General features: G+C 61.7%; 27 protein-coding genes. 10 read left to right on the forward strand and 17 right to left on the reverse strand.

Translation table 11 applies throughout. The annotated features are described in order from the left end of the window. Nucleotides 1-401 precede the first annotated feature (401 nt). Both ACQKEK_RS17825 and ACQKEK_RS17830 read left to right on the forward strand, forming a co-directional pair. Nucleotides 402-1,274 carry a winged helix-turn-helix domain-containing protein gene (locus tag ACQKEK_RS17825; RefSeq protein ID WP_499144091.1) on the forward strand — a complete coding sequence of 291 codons (873 nt, stop codon included), beginning with the start codon at nucleotides 402-404 and terminating at the stop codon, nucleotides 1,272-1,274. Then, the gene (locus ACQKEK_RS17830; RefSeq protein ID WP_499144090.1) at nucleotides 1,271-1,753 is read left to right on the forward strand and encodes a hypothetical protein; all 483 of its coding nucleotides are present in this window, start codon (nucleotides 1,271-1,273) and stop codon (nucleotides 1,751-1,753) included. The genes ACQKEK_RS17825 and ACQKEK_RS17830 overlap by 4 nt, the downstream gene beginning before the upstream one ends. 642 nt (nucleotides 1,754-2,395) lie before the next feature. On the opposite strand, the gene ACQKEK_RS17835 is transcribed toward ACQKEK_RS17830, so the two are convergent. The 8 genes from ACQKEK_RS17835 to fliD are packed head-to-tail and all read right to left on the reverse strand — an operon-like array spanning nucleotide 2,396 to nucleotide 8,609. Then, nucleotides 2,396-3,310: an OmpA family protein gene (locus ACQKEK_RS17835; RefSeq protein ID WP_499144089.1), complete on the reverse strand. Its 915-nt coding sequence runs from the start codon at nucleotides 3,308-3,310 to the stop codon at nucleotides 2,396-2,398. Continuing rightward, entirely contained in the window at nucleotides 3,307-4,179 is an 873-nt protein-coding gene (motA, locus tag ACQKEK_RS17840; protein WP_046163488.1) for a flagellar motor stator protein MotA, read from the reverse strand. Before motA ends, ACQKEK_RS17835 begins: the two co-directional genes overlap by 4 nt. A gap of 2 nt (nucleotides 4,180-4,181) precedes the next feature. Continuing rightward, on the reverse strand, nucleotides 4,182-4,916 hold the full coding sequence (locus tag ACQKEK_RS17845; RefSeq protein WP_102837143.1) for a FliA/WhiG family RNA polymerase sigma factor: 735 nt from the start codon (nucleotides 4,914-4,916) through the stop codon (nucleotides 4,182-4,184). A gap of 10 nt (nucleotides 4,917-4,926) precedes the next feature. Next, entirely contained in the window at nucleotides 4,927-5,388 is a 462-nt protein-coding gene (locus ACQKEK_RS17850; protein WP_499144088.1) for a flagellar basal body-associated FliL family protein, read from the reverse strand. Nucleotides 5,389-5,424: 36 nt separating this feature from the next. Next, nucleotides 5,425-6,603, reverse strand: a complete 1,179-nt coding sequence (locus tag ACQKEK_RS17855) for a flagellar hook-length control protein FliK (protein ID WP_499144087.1) — start codon at nucleotides 6,601-6,603, stop codon at nucleotides 5,425-5,427. Further along, entirely contained in the window at nucleotides 6,600-6,923 is a 324-nt protein-coding gene (locus ACQKEK_RS17860) for a hypothetical protein (protein WP_128119687.1), read from the reverse strand. The genes ACQKEK_RS17855 and ACQKEK_RS17860 overlap by 4 nt, the downstream gene beginning before the upstream one ends. Further along, nucleotides 6,907-7,305: a flagellar export chaperone FliS gene (fliS, locus tag ACQKEK_RS17865; protein WP_045422669.1), complete on the reverse strand. Its 399-nt coding sequence runs from the start codon at nucleotides 7,303-7,305 to the stop codon at nucleotides 6,907-6,909. Before fliS ends, ACQKEK_RS17860 begins: the two co-directional genes overlap by 17 nt. After that, nucleotides 7,302-8,609, reverse strand: a complete 1,308-nt coding sequence (gene fliD / locus ACQKEK_RS17870; RefSeq protein WP_499144086.1) for a flagellar filament capping protein FliD — start codon at nucleotides 8,607-8,609, stop codon at nucleotides 7,302-7,304. The genes fliS and fliD overlap by 4 nt, the downstream gene beginning before the upstream one ends. Before the next feature lie 272 nt (nucleotides 8,610-8,881). On the opposite strand from fliD, the gene ACQKEK_RS17875 reads away from it, so the two are divergent. Beyond that, a complete protein-coding gene (locus ACQKEK_RS17875) occupies nucleotides 8,882-9,076 on the forward strand; it encodes a hypothetical protein (protein ID WP_499144085.1) in 195 nt (64 codons plus the stop codon). Nucleotides 9,077-9,220: 144 nt separating this feature from the next. Here the strand turns inward: ACQKEK_RS17875 and flgN are convergent, their stop codons facing one another. From flgN to ACQKEK_RS17920, 9 genes are all read right to left on the reverse strand, one after another. After that, nucleotides 9,221-9,661 (reverse strand): flagellar protein FlgN, encoded by a 441-nt coding sequence (flgN, locus tag ACQKEK_RS17880; RefSeq protein ID WP_128119689.1) that lies wholly within the window; start codon nucleotides 9,659-9,661, stop codon nucleotides 9,221-9,223. Next, complete coding sequence (flgM, locus tag ACQKEK_RS17885; RefSeq protein ID WP_499144084.1) at nucleotides 9,658-9,933, reverse strand: flagellar biosynthesis anti-sigma factor FlgM; 276 nt, start codon at nucleotides 9,931-9,933, stop codon at nucleotides 9,658-9,660. Before flgM ends, flgN begins: the two co-directional genes overlap by 4 nt. A gap of 447 nt (nucleotides 9,934-10,380) precedes the next feature. Next, on the reverse strand, nucleotides 10,381-10,806 hold the full coding sequence (locus ACQKEK_RS17890; RefSeq protein WP_046163481.1) for a flagellar FliJ family protein: 426 nt from the start codon (nucleotides 10,804-10,806) through the stop codon (nucleotides 10,381-10,383). Continuing rightward, nucleotides 10,803-12,134: a flagellar protein export ATPase FliI gene (gene fliI, locus ACQKEK_RS17895; RefSeq protein WP_046163480.1), complete on the reverse strand. Its 1,332-nt coding sequence runs from the start codon at nucleotides 12,132-12,134 to the stop codon at nucleotides 10,803-10,805. The genes ACQKEK_RS17890 and fliI overlap by 4 nt, the downstream gene beginning before the upstream one ends. A gap of 1 nt (nucleotide 12,135) precedes the next feature. Continuing rightward, the gene (gene fliH / locus ACQKEK_RS17900) at nucleotides 12,136-12,834 is read right to left on the reverse strand and encodes a flagellar assembly protein FliH (protein ID WP_128119691.1); all 699 of its coding nucleotides are present in this window, start codon (nucleotides 12,832-12,834) and stop codon (nucleotides 12,136-12,138) included. 6 nt (nucleotides 12,835-12,840) lie between these two features. After that, a complete protein-coding gene (locus ACQKEK_RS17905) occupies nucleotides 12,841-13,908 on the reverse strand; it encodes a FliG C-terminal domain-containing protein (RefSeq protein WP_128119692.1) in 1,068 nt (355 codons plus the stop codon). Further along, the gene (fliF, locus tag ACQKEK_RS17910; protein ID WP_128119693.1) at nucleotides 13,880-15,559 is read right to left on the reverse strand and encodes a flagellar basal-body MS-ring/collar protein FliF; all 1,680 of its coding nucleotides are present in this window, start codon (nucleotides 15,557-15,559) and stop codon (nucleotides 13,880-13,882) included. Before fliF ends, ACQKEK_RS17905 begins: the two co-directional genes overlap by 29 nt. A 20-nt stretch (nucleotides 15,560-15,579) precedes the next feature. After that, nucleotides 15,580-15,900: a flagellar hook-basal body complex protein FliE gene (gene fliE, locus ACQKEK_RS17915; RefSeq protein WP_499144083.1), complete on the reverse strand. Its 321-nt coding sequence runs from the start codon at nucleotides 15,898-15,900 to the stop codon at nucleotides 15,580-15,582. A gap of 27 nt (nucleotides 15,901-15,927) precedes the next feature. Beyond that, the gene (locus tag ACQKEK_RS17920; RefSeq protein ID WP_499144099.1) at nucleotides 15,928-17,313 is read right to left on the reverse strand and encodes a sigma 54-interacting transcriptional regulator; all 1,386 of its coding nucleotides are present in this window, start codon (nucleotides 17,311-17,313) and stop codon (nucleotides 15,928-15,930) included. A 436-nt stretch (nucleotides 17,314-17,749) separates the two neighbouring features. Here ACQKEK_RS17920 and ACQKEK_RS17925 point away from each other — a divergent pair, with 436 nt between their 5' ends. The 7 genes from ACQKEK_RS17925 to ACQKEK_RS17955 all read left to right on the forward strand — a co-directional run bounded on the left by ACQKEK_RS17925 (nucleotide 17,750) and on the right by ACQKEK_RS17955 (nucleotide 24,965). Beyond that, nucleotides 17,750-18,589, forward strand: coding sequence for a FliM/FliN family flagellar motor C-terminal domain-containing protein (locus tag ACQKEK_RS17925; RefSeq protein WP_128119695.1), 840 nt, complete (start codon nucleotides 17,750-17,752; stop codon nucleotides 18,587-18,589). After that, on the forward strand, nucleotides 18,586-18,957 hold the full coding sequence (gene fliN, locus ACQKEK_RS17930) for a flagellar motor switch protein FliN (RefSeq protein ID WP_046163473.1): 372 nt from the start codon (nucleotides 18,586-18,588) through the stop codon (nucleotides 18,955-18,957). The genes ACQKEK_RS17925 and fliN overlap by 4 nt, the downstream gene beginning before the upstream one ends. Beyond that, entirely contained in the window at nucleotides 18,954-19,709 is a 756-nt protein-coding gene (gene fliP / locus ACQKEK_RS17935) for a flagellar type III secretion system pore protein FliP (protein ID WP_499144082.1), read from the forward strand. Before fliN ends, fliP begins: the two co-directional genes overlap by 4 nt. Before the next feature lie 958 nt (nucleotides 19,710-20,667). Next, nucleotides 20,668-20,940: a flagellar biosynthetic protein FliQ gene (locus ACQKEK_RS17940; RefSeq protein ID WP_021209062.1), complete on the forward strand. Its 273-nt coding sequence runs from the start codon at nucleotides 20,668-20,670 to the stop codon at nucleotides 20,938-20,940. 20 nt (nucleotides 20,941-20,960) lie between these two features. Continuing rightward, nucleotides 20,961-21,740 (forward strand): flagellar biosynthetic protein FliR, encoded by a 780-nt coding sequence (gene fliR, locus ACQKEK_RS17945; protein WP_499144098.1) that lies wholly within the window; start codon nucleotides 20,961-20,963, stop codon nucleotides 21,738-21,740. Then, nucleotides 21,733-22,872, forward strand: coding sequence for a flagellar biosynthesis protein FlhB (gene flhB, locus ACQKEK_RS17950; protein WP_216707016.1), 1,140 nt, complete (start codon nucleotides 21,733-21,735; stop codon nucleotides 22,870-22,872). Before fliR ends, flhB begins: the two co-directional genes overlap by 8 nt. Then, complete coding sequence (locus tag ACQKEK_RS17955) at nucleotides 22,869-24,965, forward strand: flagellar biosynthesis protein FlhA (RefSeq protein WP_499144081.1); 2,097 nt, start codon at nucleotides 22,869-22,871, stop codon at nucleotides 24,963-24,965. Before flhB ends, ACQKEK_RS17955 begins: the two co-directional genes overlap by 4 nt. The last annotated feature ends 447 nt before the right edge of the window (nucleotides 24,966-25,412 follow it).

Raw genomic sequence — 25,412 nt, forward strand, 5'->3', positions numbered from 1 at the left:
CCGTCCAAGGCCAGGGAGGCCAAGGACGGTGAAAATTTCCAAAACCCGGTATCCGGTGGATCGTAAGGCTGCTCCGCTTAAGTGAACAGCATTACGACTGGTTCGGGGCTTTTTGCTTTCCCAGCCCTGCCCCATGGAAGCTCCGACAAACGGCGGCTATTTTTAGCCAGACGTCCATACACTAGATATGCCCGATTAATCCCAATTTTCAGCCGTAAAACGCCATATCTGCCTTTCCAACGGCATCTGTTCGGAGCGCTCGGCCCCTCGCCGCCCAGCGCTTTTAATGGTCTACCCGCTTGCCCTATCAAAAAAACGACGCCAATATGCCGGCGTCCCGTTTTGCCAAGGTCATCACACCGGTAAAACCATTAATCCGAAAAACCCGAACTCAGGCGCTCATGACCTCATCTCTGACCCCACTGGCCACCGATGCCCTCGTCTGTCACCTGTTGAAAACCGGGCGAGACGGTTGCACGGCTCGCTTCGACCGCGCGCTCTTCCAGCTCGTGCTGACCCATGATGAACACGAAGAAACGCTCGATCTGGGGTTTTCCGGTAGCCGAGTGCTGGAGCGCCTGCTGCAGGTGCCAGGAGAAGTGGTGTCCCGCGAGGAGCTGATGACCTATGCCTGGGAGGGTCGGGTAGTTGGCCAGGGCAGCCTCAATCAGCAGATCTACACGCTGCGCCAGGCCCTGTTCGATGCGGGTAGCCAGATCATCCAGACGTTGCCGCGACGCGGCTACCTGTTCAATCCGCAGTATTTGAAAGTCGATCAGGCGCAGCCCTTAATCAACGCCGCGCCGTTGACGACCGTTGCTGAAAATAAAGGCGCGGTGGTGATGGTCCCGCCGGCGCCAAGCGCTTTGCCAAAGACCGAGCAGCCTAAAGCCGCACGCCGCTTCCGTTCGTGGCAAAGCATGGCGCTCGCCGGCTCGGGAATGATAGTGCTGCTGGGCCTGGCGACCCTCGGCTTTCGCCTGGCCAGCAGCTCTGCGCCGTCGTTTACTCAAACGGTCGATGTCGGGGCGCTTGAGGTGCTGTATGTGGAGAAGAGCCAACACCTGCTCGATGCGCTGATTAAGGAAACAGGGCTGCTGGTCGATACGATGAGCAACATGAGTGCCGAGCCGGCGCGGTTGATCGTCAACATGTCCCCAGGCTTCTACGAGATTCGTTGCCTGCAAGGTGACGGCCGGGTCAATTGGCTCAAGGTACACAAGAGCCGCGTCCAGACCATTCCCAGCGACCATTTACAAGAGTGCCTGCAATGAATAGCCAGAACGAAACCGGCGCAGTCGGCAAACGCATGCTGCGGGTGATGGCGCCTGCTGCGCTGCTGCTATGGGCGTTCGTGGCAATGGGAACCACTGGCACGGCTTCGTCCAGTCTCGACGGTCATTACAGTTCCAGCGGACATGTCTTGCTGAGCGACGGTACGACCGTCAAAGTCAGTCAGAGCCTGGTCTTCAACAAGGGCCGCTTCTACTCGATGACACGCAACGCGCCGGCCATCGTCGAGGCGTCCGGTCGCCTGGAAACAGATCTGCTCGGGCGGGCATCGCTGGTGGTGGAAGAAGGTCAGGTGCACGGCCTGGGGCCGAAAGACCAGATGGACGATGAGCTGGTATTCAACCTGTTCTACGGCTCCCACAAGGGTGCACGCATCGCCCTCGAACAGGTCGGCTCCTGTCTGTACGGCGTCGAAACCCGCCAGGTCTATTGCGCAGACGACCACCCTAACCGCGGCTGAAGTACACGCCAGCCAGCGGTTGCGATGCGCCTGATAGAGGCGCCTATCGGAATCGCGATATAGGCGCTGCAATCCATCCCATGCCTAGCAGTGAACACCAGCGCCTGAACCAGTAACGGCGCCCGCGTAATCCAGCCCCCGCGCCGCCCATTCGCCAGCAAGCTGGCTCCTACAAACGGCATGTCGCTGAACCAAACCGAAGCGTTCTTCCTGTTGCGGGGCCCATAGCCGCCCTGTAAGAGTGAGCTTGTTCGCGAACAAGGTGCAGCGAACTCCAAGGGGCCGGTCTCTGCAATACCCAATCGCCAGCAAACTGGCTCCTACGAACAGCCTATCTGCTAGATTCAAATCCGAAATGTTGTTCCGGATGCCGGGCCAGCCACCGGCCACCGGCCAAGTCTGTAGGAGCGAGCTTGTTCACGAACAAGGTGCAGCGAATTCCAAGGAGCCGGTCTCTGCAAATACCCAATCGCCAGCAAGCTGGCTCCTATGAACGGCCTATCTGCTAGATTCAAATCCGAAATGTTGTACCGGATGCCGGGCCAGCCATCGGCCCATTCTGTAGGAGCGAGCTTGCTCGCGATCCAAGCTTAAGTGGCTCGCTCCATAGGCGGTCATTCGCGCCAACCGCCCCCATGCTGATTAATCCGCGGAAGCTCCGCTATAGCTCGCACCGCTTTCGGAAAAGCGCACCTTGCCGTAGCTGTCGCCGAACAATTCCTTGTACAGCGCCTCGGCCGAAGCGGTGAGCAACAGGATTTCCACCCGGCGGTTGGCACCGCTCTGTGGGTCTTCGGGGTGCAGCGGCATGACGTCCGCCTGAGCCGTTACCTGCAGCACCGAGCCTTCGCCCAGGCCTGAGTCGACCAGTGCATTGCGGGCCCGTAAGGCGCGATCCCCGGAGAGGTTCCAGTTGTTGTAGCCATTCTTCTGCCGATACGGCGTGGCGTCAGTGTGACCGCTGATGATCAGTTTGTTGTCGACCTTGGCCAGCACCCCGGCGAGCACGCCCAGTAGCTTCTGGAAATGTGGATTGAGCGTCGCGCTGCCGCGCTGGAACATGAAGCGCTCCTGGTCGTCCTTGATCAGAATGCGCAGCCCCTGCGGGACCACGTCCACTTCCAGGTTGGCCAGTGCATCGACTTCGCTGGCAACCTCGCGCATCAGCTCGGCGAGTTTCTTCAGCTCTTCGGTCGAGCCGTAGTTATGGCTGCCGTCCTGATCGCCTTTCCCTTCCTTACGGTCGGTGTCGTCAGCCTGCGGTGGGCGCACCGGCACGCCGTCGAGTTCCAGCGGCGAGGTGCTGGTGCCATCGAAGATTCCGGCTCCGCCATCAACCAGCGGGTTGCTTTCCATCTCACCAAAGGAGGGGTTGGTCTGATTCATCTGCGGCTGGATGATCCAGAGCACCATGAACAGCGCCATCATCGCCAGGGTGAAGTCGGCAAAGGCGACCTTCCAGGCACCACCATGTTCGTCGCCATGGCCTTTCTTGCTGCGGCGCTTGATGATGATCTCGTGCTCGCCGCCGCCCTTGCTCTTGTCCCGGCTCCTCATGCGGCGTCCCTTTCTTCCTCATACTGGGTCACCCATTTTTCCAGCTGACGGAAAGCGGGTTTCACGTCCTGCTCGATCAACTTGCGCCCGGCGTCCACCGCCAGCAGCGTGGGCTTGCCGGCCACATGGGCGACCAGCGTGGTGCGCACGCATTCCAGCGCCGACAGCTCGGTCTTGATGCGCTGACTCATAGCGTTCGACAGTGGGTCCATCAGGCAGTAGCAGAAGAAGATGCCGAGGAAAGTACCCACCAGCGCTGCGGCCACATGGGCGCCGATTTCCGCGACGCTGCCGCCGATGCTGCCCATGGTGATGATGATGCCCATGATCGCCGCGAGGATGCCGAAGCCGGGCATGGCTTCGCCGATCTTGTGCAGCGAGCGCGCCGGCTGCAGCAGGGCGTGCTCCATGGCTTCGAGCTCTTGTTCAAGAAAGCCTTCCAGCTCGTGCGCGGTGATCTTGCCCATGGCCATCAGACGGAAATTGTCGGCGATGAAGGCCATCAGGTTCTTTTCTTGGAGGATAAGGGGATAGCGCACGAACAGGTCGCTCTGCTCCGGCTCTTCGATATGCGAGTCGAGAACCTTCAGGCCACCCACGTCGACCATCTCCAGCAATTCATAGAGCAGCATCAGCAACTGACGCTGAAACTCCTCGCCACGGCGCTGGTAGGCAAAGACGCCCTTGATCTGATGCAGCATCTCGATCAGGACTTCCTTGGGGTTACCGACCACCAGACTGCCGAGCGCGGCGCCGAGAATGATGACCACCTCGGCTGGCTGCCAGAGCATGCGCATATCGCCATTGGCCATGGCGTAGCCGCCCAGCACGCAACCGATGATGATGAAGGCACCTAATACTTTCTGCATGACTACTGACTTCTCTCGGTTAAAAAGCGACAGGCCTTGCCGATCGCCTGCTTGCTTAGCTGACAAACCCGGGCATCGCTGACTTCCAGCACCAGGGCGATTTCCTTCAGGCTCAGTTCGTGCTGGTAATACAGTGTCAGCACCAGGCGTTCGCGTTCGTCCAGTCGCGCCAGCGCTTGCGCCAGCACGCGCTCCTTGATCAGGCGCTCCTCGAACAGCTCGGTGGTATCCGGAAAATGTTCGTGGCCGCTCTGCAGCAGCTCGTCGAGGCTTTCGATGGCCTCGGATGAATCGGCGCAGAGAAACGCCTGGTATTCCTTTTCATCGAGGCCGGTGTGGGCCTTGATTTCCTCATCGCTGGGCTCATGGCCCAGCTGACGCGACAGGTCACGGATCGCATCACGCACCTTGTGCGCCTGCTGGCGGACCTGACGCGGGCGCCAGTCCTGGCGGCGCAGCTCATCGAGAATGGCACCACGGATTCTCAGGGACGCGAACTTGCCGAAGCCTTCATCGGGTTCGCCGTAGCGGCGCAGGCCTTCGAGCAGCCCCATCATGCCGATCTGTTCCATGTCCTCGCGGTCGAGCACCTGGTTGGCCTGCAGTGACAGCTGGCGAACGATGCGTTTAACCAGCGGCAGGTACTGCATCAGCCAGCGCTGTTCGACCGCCGGTGCGAACACCGAGGGGCCGGCCGGCGTGGCGCCATAGTAGTCGATGGGGCAAGTGGCACTCATGGCGCGGCCTTTACTGCACGATCAGCTTGTTGACCAGCACGTGCTTGAAGGGCACCGCTGCATTCTTGGCTGCAAAATCGGCGAACAGGGCTGTTTCCAGGCGCTCCTGCAACTCACCGATCTTCAGCCCACGCAATTCATCGAACGGAAGGGACGACAGGTAGCCCACCACCGAGTTACGCACGATGGGCTCGGCTTGCTCGAACTTAGGCGGCTCTTTTGACGCATCCGCCTGCAGCGCCAGATCCAGCACGAAGTAATGCTCACGGCCGTCGCCACGGACGCTGACGATCACTTTGTCCACCGGGAAGAACACGTACTCCGAAGGCTCGACCGGCTCAGCCTGCTCAACCTCACCTGAGCTGGCCCCTTCCAGGCCGGGCTTGAGCAGCCAGTAACTGGCACCCACGCCACCGGCAACGGTCAGGACGTTGAGCAACAGCATCAGCAGGACAATACGGGACGTCGACATAACTCACTCACAAATGGCTAATTAGGTTGAAACGGGTCAAACCGTTACCAGGACGTCCCGGGTGCGGCCGCTTTCGCGTTGCTGTTCCTGCTCCTGCGGCCGAGCCGCCAGCGGTGCCTCTTCCCCTGGGAGCACCGGCCGTTGACGCGGCTGACCTTGCTGACCACCGCTGTCGGCGCCGACCTGCACGTTGACCTGGACGAAGTGCTGGCCCACCAGTTCATGGCGCAGACGCTCGCTGGTCTGCTGCAGCAGGCGCGCCACGTCGGCGTTCGCGGCAGACAGGTGCACGTTGAGCCGGCCCGACTCGTGGCTGAGCAGGATTTCCATGCTGCCCAGTTCCGGCGGATCGAGGCGGATGGTGGCGCTCTGGATCTTCTGCTGGATTTGCAGATCCGCGTTTTCACGCAAGGCGTGGAGCATCTGCTCGCCCCACTTGGCCTCCGGTGCCTGCAACTTCAGCGCACGATCGGCAGACTGCAGCGGCGCGCTTTGTCCGCGCTCGACCGTCGCGGTCAGCGGGTCGCCCGCGTCCAGTGGCTCAGCGACGTCCAGAAGCGGGTCCAGCGACACGGCCGGCATGGCATCGGCCGGCGTGACTGCGGCGGCCAGAGATTGGCCGACGCTCATCTCGACGATGGGCTTGGGCATGGCCGTCGCCACCGGGTTCAGCTCGACGGCGCGGCCCTGAACAGCCACTTTCACGATGTTCAGCGAGTCGCCCGGCACGGCGTCGAGCGGGGCGTTGGCAAGCTGGGCCTGCCCCGGCAAGAGGCTCAGCAGGTCGTCGCTCGTCGGTGTGACGGTTTGCGACAGTGCCTGTGGCACAGGTGGGGCGGCAACTTGTGCCGCATCGCGCGCCTGAATTTCGGCCAGCTGCTGGTCGATCATGCCCAGCAACCATTGTTCAGGGGTCAGCTCCTGGGGCGCTTCATTGCCCTGGCTGGAATTGCCGCCTACCTGCATCACCTGGCCCTGCTCGGCTGCCAGCTCAGGCAGCGCACCTTGCAGCAGGGCGGCGGAGAACTCAGAGGACTGATCATCAGCTGCGGTCGACGCCCGCTGCATGCGCTCAGCGAAGCCTCGCAGGGCATCGGCTGCCATCGCCCGGCCGGCGGTGGCTTGCCCACCGTGGCTCGCGCGCGCAGCAACCGGCAATGCGGCTTCAGCACTTGCTGCGGCGGCACGCGTGGCGGAAATTGACTGGATGATCATCCCCTGTCTCCGACTTGGAACATGTCTATGCGCTGGTAGGCGGCACGCCCTTCGGCGTGTTCGAGGTGGTTCAACAACAACAGGCGCAGGCGCTCACATTCGTCGGCGCAGGCTTGCAAGCCTTCACCGTGGAGCTGCTTGAGGCGGCTCTTTGCAGCGTGGGTCGGCTCGTCCAGCTCAAGCCGCCCGGCCAGTGTTTCGAGACACTGCCGGATCGCCGCGTCAACCGCGGCGACCGCCGTCCAGTCGTTGCTCTGCAACGCCTGCTGCAATTCGCCGTGCAGCGCCATCAGGCGCTCGCTGTCACTTACGGGCGGCACTGACGCCCTCCCAGCCCTCGCGGAGAATGCTGAGCAGGTTGATCACCTCGTCCAGCCCTTCCAGCGACAGCGACACGCTGACGTCCGAAAGCCGGTAGATGCAGTACTCATACAGACGCGCCAGCCCCTGAACCACCTCGCCACCGCCCTCTTCGTCGAGTGCACCGTTAAGGCCGTTGAGTATGTTCATGCACTTTTCCAGCGACACGCCCTTCTGCTGGTAACGCTTGTGTTCGATGTGGCCGCGGGCACGGGCCAGCTCATCCAGCAGGCCGTCCATCAGCACCAGCACCAGTTCGTAAGGCGAAGCCGAGGCTGCACGCGCCTCGAGGTCTACCGAGCGGTAGCTGTCATAACTGTCGTTAGGGTGATAGCTGTTCATGAGAACAATCCGTTAGCTTGCGGTGTGGTTGGCATCGAGAACATTCCGCTGGTCTGCTCCATGCTCTGCATGGTCTGCATCATCGTGGTGAACTGCCGCAGGTAGCGGCTGTAATGGGTGTCGTACTGCTGCTGGAGGTTGTCGAACTGCTCGTCGATACGGCGCAGGTTCATGTCCAGCGTGTCCATGCGGTTCTTCAGCAGCCCGTTGGTGCTGCTGGTGTACGCGGCGACGGTCTTGTCCATGCTGTCGAGCAGCTTGTCGGTGCCAGTGAACAGCTCCTCGAAGCCCGCGGGATCATTAGCGACCGCGGCTTCGAAGCGCTTGGCGTCGATGGTCAGCTTGCCGTTACGGTCGGCACTGATGCCGAACTCGATCAGGCTCTTGCCACCGAAATCGGCACGCAGCAGGCCGTTCAGGCGGCTCTCGATGGAGCGCACGCTGGAATCGCCAGCCAGAGCGCCGCGTTTGGCACTGTCGCTGCCGCTGGCGGTGAGCGAGTCGAAACTCGTCATCAGCGCGTTAAAGGCGTCGATGAAGGTCTGCGCCTTGGCCTGGGTGCCGGCCTTGTCCTGACCCACCGTGACAGTCAACGCGGTGTCAGTCGCCGTATGGGTCTTGCTCACGGTCAGGCTGACGCCATCGATGACGTCGGTGAAGGTGTTGCTGGCGCTGGTCAGCTCAATGCCGCCGGTGCCATAACTACCACCCAGACGCACCATGGCGTCTTGAGCAGTGGATAGCTGGGTGGTGGTTGCGGCAGCGTTGCCCGTCATGCTGAGACTGAACGCATTGGCGGCGCCGGTTTGCTCGCTGCTGGCCACCAGGCTGACCGCGCCATCGCTGCGTACCAGCGTTGCTTGTACACCGAGCCCAGCATCGTTTATAGCCGTGGCAGCATCGCTCAGCGTGGCGTATTGGCTCAGGTCGAAGGCCTGGGCATTCAGCGTCAGGGTGCCGCTCAGGCTGCCATCGACCAGGCCCTGTACAGCGACCTGCTGCTTGGCGGCCAGGCGCTCGACGAAGAAGTCGTAGGTGCCGGCTTTTGCCGTGGTGCCCACGGTAGCGGTGGCGTACCCGTCCTGACTGAAGGTCGCACTGTTGGTCAGCATGCTCGACGTGCTGCTGTTGAGCTTGGTGATGGCGGACTTGAAAGTCGTCATCGACGTGCGCAGCGAGTTCAACGCGTCGCGCTGAGCTTTGTAGCGCGATTCGTTGCGGTTAAGCCGATCCAACGAACCCTGAACTTCGTAGGTGGCCAACTGCGTCGACATCTGTTGTACGTAATCGGAATTTATAGCCATCACCATCCCCTCTTGAAACAGGTAGAGCAAGTTGGATGCCAGTTCTCGAATACGCGTATTACGGGCGTTTCAGAGCCGGCCATGCAGAAAAAAGGCTTCCGCAACGCGACAAGACCAGGAAACGGGGAAGCACCGTTTCCGCCTCGGCCGATGGCGGAACATCTGTCTATAAAGGCGACGTGAAAGGCGAGGGAGTTAAAGCGGCAACCGAAAAGGATTAATCCTTATCAGCGCGAGCGACCTGACAAGCGTGGGTCGCTCCCGAAAGCGCCATGAAGTGGATTGAGCTGTGGAAGGCTTTGGCTCGAGACGAGCCTTTTGACCTGATGGCGCTCGCAGGCTTCGATCGCCAGCAAGCTGGCTCCTACCAAAAGCGTTGCGTGCAGATTGAGCGCATCACGACTGGCAGCCGCCGCCGCGATAGCGCGCTCTGTAGGAGCCAGCTTGCTGGCGATCTGCAAGGCTAGAAGCGACTTCGAGCGCCACTGGATGCAGGACGGATGTTGTTTTCCCATCCAACATTCGCGGTGGATATGCGGGTGGGTTACCCCAACATGAGGCCAGCGCGGCGCGCTTGCTAACGGAAGGCGCAGGAAGCCGAACGTTGCGCCTCAGTAAGCCTGAGGCGAGTAGAGCCGAGCGTCCTGCCCACCGGCGAGCAGTTGCTGAAGGATGTCGTGGTGCATGGCGAGCAGCTTGCCGTTGTGCTCGTTGAACTGCTGGCACTGCACGGCGAGGTCACCGACCTGCCGCCAGTGCTGCTGAAGGGATTCGCCGCGCTCGCCGGTGCAGCTGGACAACAGCCGGCGCATGCCCACGCCCGAGGTTTCCAGACGGAAAGCCGCCAGCACCTTGCTGCGACGCTGGGCACGCGCGGCAATGGCTTCGACGCGGACTGTGATTTGCATATTGATGCGGTCGATTTCCGGCACATCGCGTTCGAGCAGACGGCCGTAGAGTTCCTGCATCAGTTCGCGCAAGGCGAGGTAATCGCCGCAGTCCTGCTGGAGATCGTCATCGACGACGGCCAGCAGCTTTTCGCGCTGGCTCACGCATCATTTCCGCGGTGGTAGCTGAGCATGCTGCTGGCCAGTTCGCCCACATCGGTAGAGATCTCGCCGCGCTGCAGGGCTTGCTTGATGGCCGCTACACGATCCAGATCGACCTCGGGCATGGCGCGCAGGGCATCCTGCATTTGCTCCAGCGGCAGGCTTGCGGCTGGACGTGCGGCCGCCTGGGCTGCAGGACGGGCGCTGGCCGGACGCGCCGCGGCGGTCTCGATGGGCATTGCAATGGCGGGCTTGAACTGCCGGCTGATTTCCATGATTTCGTTCCAACTCGGTGGTTACTGCCTAACAAGCGACCGCTCGGGCGGAAACCTTAAATATTTTTTTGCTGGGGCTGACAGGCGGACCGTTTTCAGCCGGTCCTCCGGTGCGGTGTCCAAGCCCCCCCTCACCCCAGCCCTCTCCCCGCAAGCGGGGCGAGGGAGTCGGCCGTGCAAGTCATTGCCGGCATGCCCAGGGTGGCCTTTTCGTCGCCAGGCCATCCTTGAATCTTCTGGTTCTGCGCCATCAGGGAGGGCAAGTTCGCCCTGCGGGTCGTTGCCGGTGTGCCGGGTTGGCCTTTTCGTCGCCAGGCCATCCTTGAATCTTTTGGTTCTGCGCCATCAGGGAGAGGGATTTGGCCCTACGGGCCGTTGCCGACGTGCCCGGGTTGCCTTTGCGTAACCTTCGCCGGGGCCAAGCAAACTTGTAGCCCAGCCCACCACCTAGGCAATCTGGTTACGCCACCAGGTCTGCGCGGCCAGGCCATCCTGAATCTTCTGTTCCTGCGCCATCAACAGTTGCTGCCACTGCTGCATCTTGGCCTCGATCACATGCTCGACCACCTTCTCGCTGCGCATGGCCTGCAATAGCTCCTGCTGAATCCGTGTCAGCGCCTGCTCGGCCACCGCCAGTTCACGGCGCTGCAACTCGACCATCTTGTACAGCGTGGCCTTGTAGCGCTGCTGGTTGTCGCGCTGCAAGGGTGTGCTCATCGGCACGCTGAAGCCGCACAGACGGCTGAGGCCAGTGATGTTGTTGCGATAGCGCTGGCAGAGATTCTGCTGATACTGAACCTGCCCGAGCATCTGCTTGACCCGGTTGCCACGCAGGCTGGCCAGGCGCGTGAGCGTTTCGATCTGCTGCTTCATGGTTGTTTGATGATGCTCTGCAGGATGGTGAGACTGGTTTCCAGCTCCGCGGCTTCGCCCACTTCCTGGCGCAGGAAGCGCTCGATGGTGGGTGCCAGCTTCACGGCGCGGTCGGTTTTCAGGTCTGCGCCCGGGCTGTAACCGCCCAGCGGGATCAGTTCCTTGATCTTCTCGTAGGTGCTGTAGAACTCCTTGAGCTGGCGCGCCGCGCCGAGATGCGGCGGCTGACCGACCTGGCTCATGCAGCGGCTGACCGAGGCGCAGATGTCGATGGCCGGGTAATGGCCGGCGTCGGCCAACCGACGCGACAGAACGATGTGGCCGTCGAGAATCGCCCGCGCGCAATCGACGATCGGGTCCTGCTGGTCGTCGCCTTCGGCCAACACGGTGTACAGCGCACTGAGGCTGCCATTGTCGTTGGCACCATTGCCGGCGCTCTCCACCAGTTCCGGCAGCATGCCGAATACCGAAGGCGGATAGCCCTTGGTGGCCGGCGGTTCGCCCAGGGCCAGGGCGATTTCGCGCTGGGCCATCGCATAGCGGGTCAAGGAATCGACCAGCAACAGCACATCGTTGCCCTGGTCGCGGAAATACGCCGCGATGCTGTGGCACAGCTCGGTGGCCTTGAGGCGCATCAAGGGCGACTCGTTGGCTGGCGCGACGACGACCACGGCCTTCTTCAGGCCCTCCTCGCCCAGCGAATGCAGCAGAAACTCCTGCACCTCGCGACCCCGCTCGCCGATCAACCCGACTACTACCACGTCGGCCTTGGTCTGCCGGGTGATCATGCCCAGCAGCACGCTCTTGCCCACACCGGAACCGGCGAACAGGCCAACGCGCTGGCCCTTGCCGAGGGTAAGCATGGCATTGATCGCCCGCACGCCGACGTCCAGCGGTTCACTGACCGGCTTGCGCTTGAGCGGGTTGACCGATGGCAGCTCGGTGGGCAGTGGATCGCGTCCACTGAGCTTGCCCATCTCATCCAAGGGCTCGCCGAGGCCGTTGACCACACGCCCCAACCAGGATTCGTCGATATGTAGCTTGGCGTCATCCGGTGCCGGAAAAACACGCGAACCGGATGTCAGCCCAACCGGCTTCTTGAATGGCATCAGATAGGTGATATCGCGATTGAAGCCCACCACCTGCGCTTCGAGCATGCTGCCGTCGCCCTGTTCGACGAAGCAGCGCTGGCCGGTCATGCGCTGGCAGCCGAGGCTTTCCAAGAGCATGCCGGAGACGCGCACCAGCCGGCCGCTGACTTTCGCCAGCTGCACGGTATCCAGCGAGCGCAACGCCTCGTCGAGCCGGAAGCTCTCGCGCAGGGACATCTCAGGCTTCCGCCCGGATGTGTTCGCCCAGCGTGTCCATGCATGAATCCAGGCGCTGCTGGCAGCCGATATCGGCTTCGGCCTGCGCCGTGATCACGCGGCACTCGCCGAGCGCCAGTTTTTCATCTGGCACCAGACGCCAGGCTGTTGCGCGCTCCGGCGCCAGCTCCTTGATGCGGGTGCATTCCTCGGGGTTGAGCAGGATGCGTACGTCTTCCTGATCGCCCGGCATGGCGGCCAGGGCTTCCTCCGCCAGCGTCAGCAGCTGGGTCGGATGGAGGGTCAGCTCACAGCGAATCACCTGCTTGGAGACTTTCTGCACCAACTCCAGCAGTTGCTCGCGACGCGCCTGCTCGAACTCCTGACGGAAGCGCTCGAAGCGCTCGACCAGTTCATCCATGGGCCGGGCCGCTTCGTCGAATGCGCGACGTCCCTGGGCACGACCTTCTTCGCGGCCGATGGCCTTGCCGTCCTCGACACCGCGCTCGAACCCTTCGCGGTGCCCGGCCTCACGACCCTGCTCCAGGCCCTGCTCGTAGCCCTTGTCGATGCCTTCCTGAAAGCCATCGGCAACCGCGCGCTGTAAAGCGGCCGGATCACCGGCCATGCTGTCGGCCAGTTCGGCGGCGGTGCGCACGCGAGGCGGAAAGCGGAACGGGCGCCAGGAGCGGCCTTCACCCTTGATGATCTTGATGCTCATCGGCGCTTACTCGACGGTCTGTTCGCGGAACAGCTGAACCTGCAGATCGCCTTCGTTGGACATGTCGCGGACCACCGCCATGATGTCCTTGCGCACCTGCTCCACCCGCGACAGCGGCACCGGGCCCTGGCGACGGTTGATCGATTCCATCTGCTGCGCCTGCCGCTTGGGCATCGCACCCTGGATGGCCTTGACCAGCGCGGGTTCGGCGCCCTTGAGCGCGACCACCCACTCTTCTAGCGGGATCACTTCCAGCAGGGTCTGCAATACGTCCTGGTTCTGCCGCGAGAGGATGAAGAAGTCATACATCTCATCCTCGATCTTGCCCACCAGCTCTTCGTTGTGGGCGCGCAACAACTCGAACATCTGGTCACGGTTGCCCTTGAAGCGGTTCATGATGTCCGCCGCCTGCTTGACGCCGCGCACCTGCGAACCCTGATTCGAGAGCACCTGCAAGCTGCGATCGATGAGCTGTTCCAGCTCGGCGATCACGTCGCTGTTGACCTCGTTGAGGTTGGCGATGCGGTAGAGCAGCTCGTCCTGACGCTCGGCCGGCATGCACTCGAGCACGTCGGTGGCCATGCCCGGCGGCAGGAACGCGAGGAACACCGCCTGCATCTGCGCGTGCTCCTTGGCGATCAGCGCAGCGAACTGCTTGGGATCGAGCCACTCCATCTTGGCCATCTTGGCGCGGATCTCCTCGCCATAGATGGAGTCGAGCAGCGAACGGGTGATGTCGCCGCCCAGCGCCTTGCCAAGCATGCCGGACAGGTAGGTGCGCGAGGCGCCCTTGATGCTGCTTTGCTCCTTGTAATCGTCGAAGAAGCGGCTGATCACATCGGAAACCATCGGCTGCTTGACGTTGGACAGACGCGCCATCGCCTGGCTGATGCTGATGATTTCCTCACGGGAAAAGTTGCGCAGGATGCCCGCGGAAATGTCGTCGCCCATGCTCAGCATGAGGATCGCCGCCTGATCCAGCGAACTCACCGAGCGCAACTGCACCGGGCGCGCCTTGATTTCCTTACTCGAGCCGGTCACCGACTCAGCTGGCTGGGTTGAGGTCTCTTTCATTGCGGCCTATCCAATGCTTGATGACTTCCGAAACGCGCTCCGGGTCGTTCTTGGCGAGCATCTGTAGATGCTCGATCTGTAGCTCCAGCCCCGAACCGGGCGCTGGCAGGCGAATTTCCGAGAGCGGATTGAGTTCGCCGAATACGTGGATGCCGTCGCCACTGGGCCGTGGGCTGGCCAATGCCGCGCGGGCCTCGGCCTCGATGGGCAGCGGCCCGGGCGCAGCCGCCAGGGTGCCTTCAAGTGCAACCGGATCAGCTTCGCCTGGCGCGTTGCGCTGGGTCAGGCTGCGAACAGCCGGACGTACCACGATCAACAGCAGCAGCAGTGCGATCAGGCCGGCCACGCCGAGCTTGGCCAGGGCATGCACTTGACTGTTTTCCCACCACGGCACTTCTTCAGTGACGGTTTCAACAGCGGCGAAGGGCAGCACGCTGAGGGTCAGCAGGTCGCCACGCGTTTCCTTGAAACCAACGGCGCTGCGTACCATGGCTTCGAGTTCCGCGCGGGCCTCGTCGCTCCAGCCACCTTCCGGCGCGGCGGCGGCGTTGAGCACCACCGCCACGCTCTGCTGGCGCAGGGCAAAACCGGCGTGCTTCACGTGGATCACGCTCTGGTCGTAGTCCAGTTGACGGGTGGATTCTTCGCGCAGGGAGGTCGCCCCCTTGGTCTCGCCTGGGGCCGGCTTGGGCTCCTCACCTTCCTTCGGCGGGGCCACAGGTCGGTTGGCCAGTGAGCCGGGCACGCCGAGCGCCAGTTGATCCAGCGCGCTTTCATTGCTCAGCACTTCGCGACGCAGACGTGGGGTTTCGCCGTAGGACTGGAGCGTCTCTTCCTTCTGGCTGAAATCGATATCGGCCGCCACGCTGATGCGGTAGTTACCGCTGCCCAGCACCGGCGCCAGCACTTCCTCGATATTGGCTACGGCCTTCTGCTGGTACTCCTCCACCGCACCCCAGCTCTGCGACGGGCCACCACCGACATTCAGACCGCGAGACAGCAGTGCACCGTATTGATCGACCACGCCGACGTCTTCGCCCTTGAGGTTGGGCACGCTGCCGGCCACCAGATTGACGATCGCGCCAACCTGATCCGCGCTCAGCTTGTAGCCGGGCTCCAGCTGCACCATCACCGAAGCCTTGGTCGGTGCGCGCTTGCTGACCACGAAGGAGCTGTTCTCCTCCTGCGCCAGGTGCACACGGGCATGCTGGATGCCCTTGAGCGACATCACGGTGCGCGCCAGCTCGCCTTCGAGGCTGCGCTTGAGCCGCACGTCCTGAACGAACTGGCTGGTGCCCAGCGGCTCTTCCTTGTCGAACAGCTCGTAGCCAGCCGGCAGCGCCACCTTCACACCCTTGGCGGCGAGCAGCATGCGCGCACGGGACAGCTGGTCCTCACGCACCAGAATCTGCCCGCTCTGCGGATGGATGCGGTATTGCACGGCCTCTGCATCGAGAACCTGCATCACCTCGGCGACCGGAAAGGCTTCACCGGCGCCATGCAGCGGCCGGAACGAGCCGTTGTCGCGCCACAGGTAGAAGGCCACGGCCACCGCCAGCGCAGCAGCGATCACCGCCATGCCGGCGAGCGTTACCCGCGGGTCGAGTTGGAAGCCACCTGCTGGCATCCTGCTTTTCAGTTTTTCAAACACGGCTTAGCTCTCACGCTCGATCACAGCGGCATTCTCATGACGTCATCGAACGCCGTGGTCAGTTTGTTGCGCACTTGCAGCAACGCGGAGAACGACACGCTAGCCTTCTGGCTGTCGATCATTGCGCCCACCAGGTCGTCACTCTTACCACTGTCGACCGCGGCCATGGCTGCACCGGCCTGGTGTTGCTGGGCGTCGACCGAACGCATTGCCGCCATGAACATCCCGCCCGCATCGGGCGCCGTCTGGTCAGCCGGCTTGATGGTCGCGCCTGAGGCGACACCCTGGAGCTGCTGCATCCGGCCCAGCAGTTCCTGCTGTACCTGAGTGATTGAACTCATCGCTGGCTCTCCCTTGACTTGTTTAAATCAGAAATTCAGCTCAATGCCCTGCTCGCGCATGGCATTGAGGCGGTAGCGCAAAGCGCGTGAAGTCATGCCGAGGCTGGCTGCGGCCTTGGTCTTGTGCCCGTCGAACTTGCGAATGGTGTCGATCACGTGCTGGTACTCGGCCCACTTGCCGCTGGCGCGCAGGGCGGCCTTGCCGGTCTCGGCGGTGGGTAGCGGCAGCCGCTCGGTGCGCACTTCGGCTTGTGCCGGTGCTGCCAGGCCGAGGTCTTGCGGCTGAATGAACAGGCCGTTGCGCAGTACCAGGGCGCGCTGCACGGTGTTCTCCAGCTCGCGAGCGTTGCCCGGCCAGTCGTGTTGCAAAAGGGCGCGGCAGGCATCGCTGGTGAACAATTCTTCACCGGCCTCCTGCGGCGCGTACTTGGCCACGAAACGGCGAGCCAGTGGCAGCACGTCTTCCTTGCGCTCACGCAGCGGGCTGATGTGCAACGGCAGCACGTCGAGACGGAACATCAGGTCGGCGCGGAAGCGCCCTTGCGCCACTTCCAGCTGCAGATCGCGGTTGGTGGCGGCGATGATGCGCACGTTGAGTTCGATTTCCTTGCGCCCGCCGAGGCGCTCCACACGCTGTTCCTGCAGCACGCGAAGCAGCTTGGCTTGCAGCCCCAGCGGCAGCTCGCCGATTTCGTCGAGTAGCAGGGTGCCGCCGTTGGCCAGTTCGAACTTGCCCGGCTGGGCCGTCACCGCACCGGTGAAGGCGCCCTTCTCGTGACCGAACAGAATCGATTCGAGCATCTGCTCGGGGATGGCCGCGCAATTGACTGCAATGAAGGGTGCATCGGCACTGGCCGAGAAACGATGGATGTAGCGTGCCATCAGTTCCTTGCCGGTTCCGGTTTCACCGGTGATCAGGATCGGCGCCCGGGTCAGCGACACACGCTGCGCCATGGCCAGCAAACGACGGCCAGCCTGGGAGCAGGAGACGAAACTTTCCTGGGCCGCGTCGGCGAATTCCTGACGACGCAATAATGCGCTTAACTGACTTTCGCTAAACGGCGACAACAAATAATCAACACAACCCAGCTCAAGTAAGGCCGCGGCCTTTTCCTGATCGGCATACTGCACGACGGGAATAACGCTGATGGCGCGTCCACGACGAATCAGTGAATCGACCTGCGTATAGAGAGTTGGCTGTTGCATGCCGCTGATCAGGATAAAAACCAGCGACGCGCCCTTCAATGCGGCGTTATCCAGATCATTCAGGCCGGCATAGGAAAAGACCGCACAACCTTCCTTGCGCAGACCCGCTTCAAGGAACTCGCAACCCGCCTCTGCGGGATTGCCGACAATAAGTATTTTCTTGCGCGCCGGCGCTGGAGCGAATAGCTCTTCGCGGGAGTAGTTCATTGCATGACTGACACTATTCAATGTGACCACCTTGGCGCTGTTACGCCTGTTGCTCGAGCACAACGCCGGATTCGCTGAAAAATTTATTTAAGTCTTTCGGAACTTTTGTCGCCCTGCCTGTCCAACTCGCCGAACGAGACAGGTAACTGCAGCCGACCACTCCGAAACAATTGCGCGCACGCTAACAAGCCCGCCCGGAACTGCCCAATCAGTTCCGCTAAATTAAAATCAAATGCTCATCAGTGATCTCAAAAAAGATCAATTGATACCTATTGATTTAATTCTTCCTCGCGCCCAAGCCTAGACTGGCGGCACGCTAGAGCCGTGCCCGTGACCTCAGGCATTGCAGACCCGCCCTGGCCAAACCTTCTTCTGCTTATACCCGCGCGACAGGCCTTCGCCAGCCGTGCAAGAACCAGGAACTACCGTTCACAACATGTCTGGCAATTCAAAAGTCCACCATGGCGTGCCCGCCCAAAGCCTGACTGTATTAAAACCGCAGAAGCTTGGCCGGCACCACCACAAGATTCCTCAGTTCATCAAGGAAACCACCAACAAGAACCCTCGCTTGATCGGCGACTATTTTCTGCGCAATTACCGGATCAGCCTCGAACTGAGCAAGGTCGATGTTCAGGAGCCGGCAGATAACGCACCGGAATGCATCTACCGTTCGCCTATGGGGAAAGTTGGTTTTTCAATTGACCGGGCCCTGCTCACCGAGGCACTCGAGTGCTATTACGGCGGAACAATCGTGCCCAGTCAGGAAGCACCGCCGATCAGCACTTCCGAACAACGGATGCGTGATCGACTGGGCTTGGATCTGACTTATATTTTTGCGCGCTCGATATTATCCGGCGACACATTCGGCGCACTTGAGCGCTATGAAAACGATTACGAAGAAACCACTTGGGAATATGTCGCTGAGTTCGAATACATCAGCCACCTGACCAATAGCCGCTCATCGATTTTCATTCATCTGGACACCGATCTGGTCGATGAACTGACCAGTCGCCTGGCCGGCCCGGTGCCCGCCCGGCTGACCGGTAACCCGGTCGATCACATCAAACACCTGCCGGTACGCCTGGATTGCGTGGTCGCCTCGGTGCAGATGCCGCTGTCGCAGGTGCTTGCCCTGCAGCTCAACGACATTCTCATGGTGCGCCCGCTGGACCGTTACGAAGTGCGCATCAACCAGCAGAAGCTCTATCGGGGGACTGTCTTCGAAGAAGACGGCGCCTTGTTCCTCACTTCACTTGAAAGCGTGAAATCCCAATGACCGGTCAACTGTCCGACAACGAATTCGAGAACCTCATCAACGAGGGCGACCTGAGCCTCGACGGCACCGACGAGCCAGCCGCCGCGCCCGCTCCCCAGCCCCAGGCGCCACGCCAGGACCTGAGCTTCTTCGGCAAGATCCCGGTGAACGTCACCCTGGAAGTGGCCTCGGCAGAGATTTCGCTGAAAGAATTGATGGAGTGCGACACCAGCAGCGTCATCGTGCTCGACAAAGTGGCCGGCGAGCCGCTGGACGTGAAGGTCAACGGCACCCTGTTCGCCAAGGCCGAAGTGGTGGTGATGAACGGCAGCTACGGCCTGCGTATCGTCGAACTGTCCGGCGTCGGTCTGGATGCGCTGACGCAATGAAGCTGCGCCGCGGGCTGTCGCTGCTGTGTCTGCTGCTGGCCAGCCTGTTCCCGCTGGTGGCGCAGGCTGCCGGTGGCGAAATCACTCTGTTCAACCTGAACGATACCGAGAACGGCCAGGAATTCAGCATCAAGCTGCAGATCCTGATCATCATGACGCTGCTGGGCTTCCTGCCGGCGATGCTGATGATGATGACCTGCTTTACCCGCTTCATCATCGTGCTGGCCATCCTGCGCCAGGCCATCGGCCTGCAACAGAGCCCGCCGAACCAGGTGCTGATCGGCATTGCACTGATCGTCACCCTGCTGGTGATGCGCCCGGTCTGGCAGGAGATTCATAGCGCCGCCTTCGAGCCCTTCCAGAACGACGAGATCAGCCTGGAACAGGCGCTGGACGTGTCCAAAACCAGCCTCTCGGCGTTCATGCTGGCGCAGACCAACAAGACCTCGCTGGAAACCATGGTCTCGCTGGCAGGCGAGGAAGTGCCGGAGAACCTCGATGATCTGGACTTCTTCCTGCTGTTGCCGGCGTTCGTGCTCAGCGAGCTGAAAACAGCCTTTCAGCTCGGCTTCATGATCTTCGTGCCGTTTCTGGTAATCGACCTGGTAGTCGCCAGCGTGCTGATGGCGATGGGCATGATGATGCTCTCGCCGATGATGATCTCGTTGCCATTCAAGCTGATGGTGTTTGTGTTGGTGGACGGGTGGGCGTTGTTGATGGGGACCCTGACCACCAGTATTCAGCCGTTTTAGGAGGCGCCGTGAACAGTCGTCGCTCTCCTTATGCCATAACCGCTGATCGGTCTGTCGCTTTTCGTAGGAGCGAGCTTGCTCGCGATCCGGCGGAGTTGCCGCAACCTGATAACGACGACGACGCCGCTCTGCTGGTGGGTCCAGCCTCAGGTTTCGCCCTGCTGGGCGACTCACTTTTTTCAGTTGCCAAAAAAGTAAGCAAAAACGCTTGCCCCTCCATCCGGGTCTCGCTTCGCTCGACTTCCCTCATTCCATCCGCGCTTCGGGGGCCGGCGTACAAGGGCCATCCATGGCCCTTTATCGCGGGGACGCCTAGTCCTCTCGCGGCATCCATGCCGCTCGCTCCCCTCCGCGCGGATTCCATTCGGCCTCCTGAAAGGGGCGTTCGGCGTCGTCTGGCAAGTCGTGCAATGGAAAAGCAAGAAGCCGTGTCGAGCCAAGGTGGATTGACTGATAGCAGTGGGGAATTCGTAGGGTGGAAAACTGCGGAGCATTTTCCGCCGAGATCGGCGCTTGAGTCGTCTGCACCCAACCTTTCCGAAAACCGGTGGGTAAGCTTCGCGTTACCCACCCCACGTTTAGCTCCTACAACCGCTTCGCTGCACGGCCCAACAGACACCACCGAATCGCCCCTTTCAGAAGGCCGAGCGCAGGTGGCGTGGAAGGGGTTGAGCGGCATGGATGCCGCGAGAGCCTCGATGGGCCAGGGATGGCCCTTCGCGGCGGGCCCCTGGAACGTCACCGGAGCGAGGGAAGTCGAGCGCAGCGAGACCCGGATGCAGGGGCAAGCGTTTTTGCTTACTTTTTTGGCAACTGAAAAAAGTGAGTCGCCCAGCAGGGCGAACCCCATGCCTCAGCCAGCCCGGCCAATGGGGACCATTCAGCGAATCCAAAGCCCACACGCTTTGCATGCCGCCGCGCTAACCGGCACAACCACCCTCACCTCCCAGGTGCTCCCATGCTGACCCCCGACACCGCCGTCAATATCGTCTCCAACGCCATCCACGTCATCGTGCTGGTGGTCTGCGTACTGGTGGTGCCGAGCCTGCTCGGCGGCTTGCTCGTGAGCATTTTTCAGGCCGCCACGCAGATCAACGAACAGATGCTCAGCTTCTTGCCGCGCCTGCTGATCACCCTCGGCATGCTGGTGTTCGCCGGGCACTGGATCCTCCGGACCTTCAGCGACCTGTTCATCGAAACCTTCACCCAAGCCGGGCGGCTGGTCGGTTAGCCGTGGGCAATGAACCCATCATGCAGGTCGGTCAGTACCTGCAGTCGCTGCTGGGTTACTGGTGGCCGTTCTGCCGGATCATGGCGGTGTTCAGCCTGGCGCCGATGTTCAGCCACAAATCACTGAGCATCCGCGCGCGGGTGCTGCTGGCCATTGCGCTGACGGTGGTGCTCACCGCGGCGCTACCGGCAACGGCGCCCATCGACCCGCTGTCGCTCAAAGGCATTCTCACTGCCCTCGAGCAGATCGCCATGGGCCTGCTGCTGGGCGTGGCGCTGATGCTGGTGTTCACCGTATTCACCCTCATCGGCGATATCGTCTCGACCCAGCTAGGGCTGTCCATGGCGGTGTTCAACGATCCTATGAACGGTGTGTCGTCGGCCTCGATCGTCTATCAGCTGTATTTCATCCTGCTGGCGCTGCTGTTCTTCGCCACTGACGGCCACCTGGTGATCGTGACCATCATCTATCAGAGCTTCATTTTCTGGCCGGTCGGCAGCGGCATCCATTTCGACGGCCTGCAGACCATCGCGATGTCGCTGAGCTGGGTCATTTCCGCCGCCCTGCTGATCGCGCTACCCATCGTCTTCTGCATGACGCTGGTGCAGTTCTGCTTTGGCCTGCTCAACCGCATCTCGCCAGCGATGAACCTATTCTCTCTGGGCTTTCCGATGGCGATCATCGCCGGGCTGATCCTGATTTTCCTGACCCTGCCAAACCTGTCGGAAGCCTACCTGCACCTGACCCGCGAGCTACTGGGCAACATCGGCGAGATTCTGCGGAGCGGCCGCGATGTCTGAGCAGAACAGCAGCCAGGAAAAAACCGAAGAGGCCTCCGAGCAGAAACTCAAGAAGAGTCGCGACGATGGCCAGGTGACCCGCTCCAAGGACGTGGCCACCACCGTCTCGCTGCTGGCCACGCTACTGGTACTCAAATTCAGCTTGGGCTTTTTTTTTGACGGCCTGCAGCAGGCGTTCAGTTACTCGTACATTGACTTTCACAAGAGCGAAATCACCGTCGATGATCTGCAGCTGATCCTCACCCATAACCTGCTGGTGTTCATCAGCGTGCTGCTGCCATTGCTGGTCACGCCGATCCTGGTGATCGCCTTCGCCCTGGTGCCGGGCGGCTGGGTGTTCGCCTCGAAGAACTTCTCCCCCCAGTTCAGCAAGCTCAACCCCATTACCGGCCTGGGCCGGATGGTGGGCGCGCAGAACTGGACCGAGCTGCTCAAGTCGCTGCTGAAGATCACCACCCTGCTGGGCATCGCCGTCGGCCAGCTGTATTACGCCGCGCCCAAACTGATCGCCTTGCAGCGCAGCGACATCACCAATGCCATCAGCAGTGCCTTTTCGCTGACCTTCGATCTGGCGATTTCGCTGCTGCTGGTATTCGTGCTGTTCTCGTTCATCGACATCCCGCTGCAGCGCTTCTTCTTTCTGAAAAAGATGCGCATGACCAAGCAGGAGCGCAAGGAAGAGCACAAGAACCAGGAAGGCCGGCCCGAGGTAAAGGCGCGGATCAAGCAGCTGCAGCGCCAACTGGCCCAACGGCAGATCAGCCGAGTGATCAAGGACGCCGACGTGGTGATCGTCAACCCGACGCATTACGCCGTGGCGCTCAAGTACGACCCCAAGAAGGCCGAAACACCTTTCGTCATCGCCCGTGGTGTCGATGAAACGGCGCTGTACATCCGCAAGCTGGCCCAGGCCAACAACCTGGAAGTGGTCGAGCTGCCCCCGCTGGCACGGGCGATCTACTTCAGTACCCAGGTCAACCAGCAGATCCCGGCGCCGCTCTACACCGCGGTGGCCCATGTGCTGACCTACATCCTCCAGCTTAAGGCCTGGAAGCAGGGTCGCCGGGCCAAGCCCAAGCTGACCAGTGACATTCATATTCCCGAAGAACTGTTCAACCGAGCCCGATCATGAGCCTGATTCAGAAACTGACACCGACCTTCAGCAGCGGACGGATTGGGATTCCGCTGATCATCCTGTCGATTCTGGCGATGATCATCCTGCCGCTGCCACCGCAGCTGCTGGACGTGCTGTTTACCTTCAACATCGCCATGTCGATTCTGGTGTTGCTGGTCAGCGTGTCGTCGAAGAGTCCGCTGGATTTCTCGCTGTTCCCGACGGTGATTCTGGTCACCACGCTGATGCGCCTGACCCTGAACGTCGCCTCGACGCGGGTGGTGCTGCTCGAAGGTCACAGCGGCACGGGCGCAGCGGGCAAGGTGATCGAGGCCTTCGGTGAGGTGGTGATCGGCGGTAACTTCATCGTCGGTCTGGTGGTGTTCGTGATCCTGATGCTGATCAACTTCATCGTGATCACCAAGGGCGGCGAGCGGATCTCCGAGGTCACCGCGCGCTTTACCCTGGACGCCCTGCCCGGCAAACAGATGGCCATCGACGCCGACCTCAACGCCGGCCTGCTGACCAACGAAGAAGCCAAGGCCCGGCGCCAGGAAGTGGCCAAGGAAGCCGACTTCTACGGTGCGATGGATGGTGCCTCGAAGTTCGTTCGCGGTGACGCCATCGCAGGCATCCTGATCCTGCTGATCAACCTCTTCGGTGGTTTTGCCATCGGCGTGTTCGTTCACGACCTGGCGGCGGGCGAAGCCTTCAAGCAGTACGCCCTGCTGACCATCGGTGACGGCCTGGTCGCGCAGATTCCGGCTCTGCTGCTGTCCACCGCAGCGGCGATCATCGTCACTCGCATCAACGAATCCAGCGACATCACCAGCCAGGTTCAGCGCCAGCTGCTGGCCAACCCGGCGTCGCTGTACACCGTAGCCGGCATTCTCTTCGTGCTCGGCCTGGTGCCGGGCATGCCGCATCTGGCGTTTATCGGTTTCGCGGCGCTGATCGGTTTCATCGGCTGGCGGGTGTCGCTGCACGAGCCGCCTGCCGCTGGGGCCGATCTCAAGGAGATCCAGGCCATCGGCCAGGCGATGGACAAGGAAAAGGCGCAATCGCTGGCCTGGGAAGACATTCCGCTGGTCGAGCGGCTGTCGATTTCGCTGGGTTACAAGCTGGTCGGGCTGGTCAACGAAGCCTCCGGCGCGCCCTTGCCGGCGCGGGTGCGTGGCGTGCGCCAGACCCTGTCGGAGCACCTGGGCTTCCTGCTGCCCGAAGTGCAGATTCGCGACAGCTTGCGGCTCAAGGCGTCGCAATATGACATCTACATCAATGGCGAAAAGATCGACGGCGCCGAGCTGCATGCCGATCGCCTGATGGCGATTCCGTCACCCGAGCTGTACGGCGAGATCGACGGCATCCTCGGCACCGACCCGGCCTACCGCATGCAGGTGGTGTGGATTCAGCCGTCGGACAAATCCCGCGCGCTGAACCTTGGCTATCAGGTCATCGATTGCGCCAGCGTGGTTGCCACGCACCTGAACAAGGTGGTGCGTGAGCACCTGCCGGATCTGTTCAAGCACGACGACGTCGAGCACCTGATGCAGCGCTTGACGCTGCAGGCGCCGAAGCTCGCTGAAAGCCTCAAGAACGCCCTGAGCTACACCCAGCAGATGCGCGTCTACCGCCAGCTGCTACTGGAAGAAGTCCCGCTGCGCGATATCGAAACCATCGCCAGCACCCTGCTTGAATGCAGCGAAACCACCAAGGACCCGGTGCTGCTGGCTGCCGACGTGCGCTACGCGCTGCGCCGCAGCATCGTTTCGATGATCGCCGGTGATCGCCGCGAACTGGCGGTTTTCGTGCTGGAAAATGCGCTGGAAAACACGTTGCTCAATGCGCTGGCGATCGCCCAGCAAGCCGGTCAGGTGAGCCTGGACAACATTCCGGTGGAGCCGAGCCTGCTCAACCAGCTGCAGAACAGCATGCCGGTGGTGAAGGAAAAGCTGCGCAAGGACGGCCACCCGCCGATCCTTACCGTGATGCCGCAACTGCGTCCCCTGTTGTCGCGTTACGCGCGGGTATTCAGCCCAGGCCTGCACGTGCTGTCGCAGAACGAAATTCCGGATCGGGTTGGCGTGAATATTCTCGGGACGCTGGGTTAACAGCCGTAGCCCTTGGCCCGTCGTGAGAAGGCCAAGGGCGCCCAGTTTCGTGCGGCCTGTCAGCGGCCCGCCCGAACGACCACGGATCGCCAGCAAGCTGGCTCCTACGGGTGCGGGGAGGCGATCCCGCTCACTGTCCGTGCGGGCTGCTTATGTAGGAGCAACCTTGGTCGCGATCAAGGATCCGTCGTGGCTACTCGCACGCAGACCAAGGATCGCCAGCAAGTTGGCTCCTACGGGTGCGGGGAGGCGGTCCCGCTCACTGTCCGAGCGAGCTGCCTTTGTAGGAGCGACCTTGGTCGCGATCAAGGATCCGTCGTGGCTACTCGCACGCAGACCAAGGATCGCCAGCAAGCTGGCTCCTACAGGTGTGGAACGGCGCAACCGTTCGCCCCGAGCGAGCCACCTTTGTAGGAGCGACCTTGGTCGCGATCAAGGGCCCTGCGT

Origin of the sequence: Pseudomonas sp. NPDC077408 (assembly GCF_050269105.1) — a bacterium.
Taxonomy (GTDB): domain Bacteria; phylum Pseudomonadota; class Gammaproteobacteria; order Pseudomonadales; family Pseudomonadaceae; genus Stutzerimonas.

Coding starts and splice junctions, on each gene's coding strand:
- ACQKEK_RS17920 (WP_499144099.1), bottom strand. CDS start 17,313: ATGAACTACTCCCGCGAAGAGCTATTCGCTCCAGCGCCGGCGCGCAAG.
- flhB (WP_216707016.1), top strand. CDS start 21,733: ATGTCTGAGCAGAACAGCAGCCAGGAAAAAACCGAAGAGGCCTCCGAG.
- ACQKEK_RS17955 (WP_499144081.1), top strand. CDS start 22,869: ATGAGCCTGATTCAGAAACTGACACCGACCTTCAGCAGCGGACGGATT.
- motA (WP_046163488.1), bottom strand. CDS start 4,179: ATGCAGAAAGTATTAGGTGCCTTCATCATCATCGGTTGCGTGCTGGGC.
- fliS (WP_045422669.1), bottom strand. CDS start 7,305: ATGAACAGCTATCACCCTAACGACAGTTATGACAGCTACCGCTCGGTA.
- ACQKEK_RS17890 (WP_046163481.1), bottom strand. CDS start 10,806: ATGAAGCAGCAGATCGAAACGCTCACGCGCCTGGCCAGCCTGCGTGGC.
- ACQKEK_RS17850 (WP_499144088.1), bottom strand. CDS start 5,388: ATGTCGACGTCCCGTATTGTCCTGCTGATGCTGTTGCTCAACGTCCTG.
- ACQKEK_RS17845 (WP_102837143.1), bottom strand. CDS start 4,916: ATGAGTGCCACTTGCCCCATCGACTACTATGGCGCCACGCCGGCCGGC.
- fliI (WP_046163480.1), bottom strand. CDS start 12,134: ATGTCCCTGCGCGAGAGCTTCCGGCTCGACGAGGCGTTGCGCTCGCTG.
- ACQKEK_RS17825 (WP_499144091.1), top strand. CDS start 402: ATGACCTCATCTCTGACCCCACTGGCCACCGATGCCCTCGTCTGTCAC.
- fliE (WP_499144083.1), bottom strand. CDS start 15,900: ATGAGTTCAATCACTCAGGTACAGCAGGAACTGCTGGGCCGGATGCAG.
- ACQKEK_RS17855 (WP_499144087.1), bottom strand. CDS start 6,603: ATGATCATCCAGTCAATTTCCGCCACGCGTGCCGCCGCAGCAAGTGCT.
- ACQKEK_RS17925 (WP_128119695.1), top strand. CDS start 17,750: ATGTCTGGCAATTCAAAAGTCCACCATGGCGTGCCCGCCCAAAGCCTG.
- ACQKEK_RS17905 (WP_128119692.1), bottom strand. CDS start 13,908: ATGAAAGAGACCTCAACCCAGCCAGCTGAGTCGGTGACCGGCTCGAGT.
- fliN (WP_046163473.1), top strand. CDS start 18,586: ATGACCGGTCAACTGTCCGACAACGAATTCGAGAACCTCATCAACGAG.
- ACQKEK_RS17940 (WP_021209062.1), top strand. CDS start 20,668: ATGCTGACCCCCGACACCGCCGTCAATATCGTCTCCAACGCCATCCAC.
- fliR (WP_499144098.1), top strand. CDS start 20,961: ATGCAGGTCGGTCAGTACCTGCAGTCGCTGCTGGGTTACTGGTGGCCG.
- fliP (WP_499144082.1), top strand. CDS start 18,954: ATGAAGCTGCGCCGCGGGCTGTCGCTGCTGTGTCTGCTGCTGGCCAGC.
- ACQKEK_RS17835 (WP_499144089.1), bottom strand. CDS start 3,310: ATGAGGAGCCGGGACAAGAGCAAGGGCGGCGGCGAGCACGAGATCATC.
- ACQKEK_RS17875 (WP_499144085.1), top strand. CDS start 8,882: ATGAAGTGGATTGAGCTGTGGAAGGCTTTGGCTCGAGACGAGCCTTTT.
- ACQKEK_RS17830 (WP_499144090.1), top strand. CDS start 1,271: ATGAATAGCCAGAACGAAACCGGCGCAGTCGGCAAACGCATGCTGCGG.
- flgM (WP_499144084.1), bottom strand. CDS start 9,933: ATGGAAATCAGCCGGCAGTTCAAGCCCGCCATTGCAATGCCCATCGAG.
- fliH (WP_128119691.1), bottom strand. CDS start 12,834: ATGAGCATCAAGATCATCAAGGGTGAAGGCCGCTCCTGGCGCCCGTTC.
- fliD (WP_499144086.1), bottom strand. CDS start 8,609: ATGGCTATAAATTCCGATTACGTACAACAGATGTCGACGCAGTTGGCC.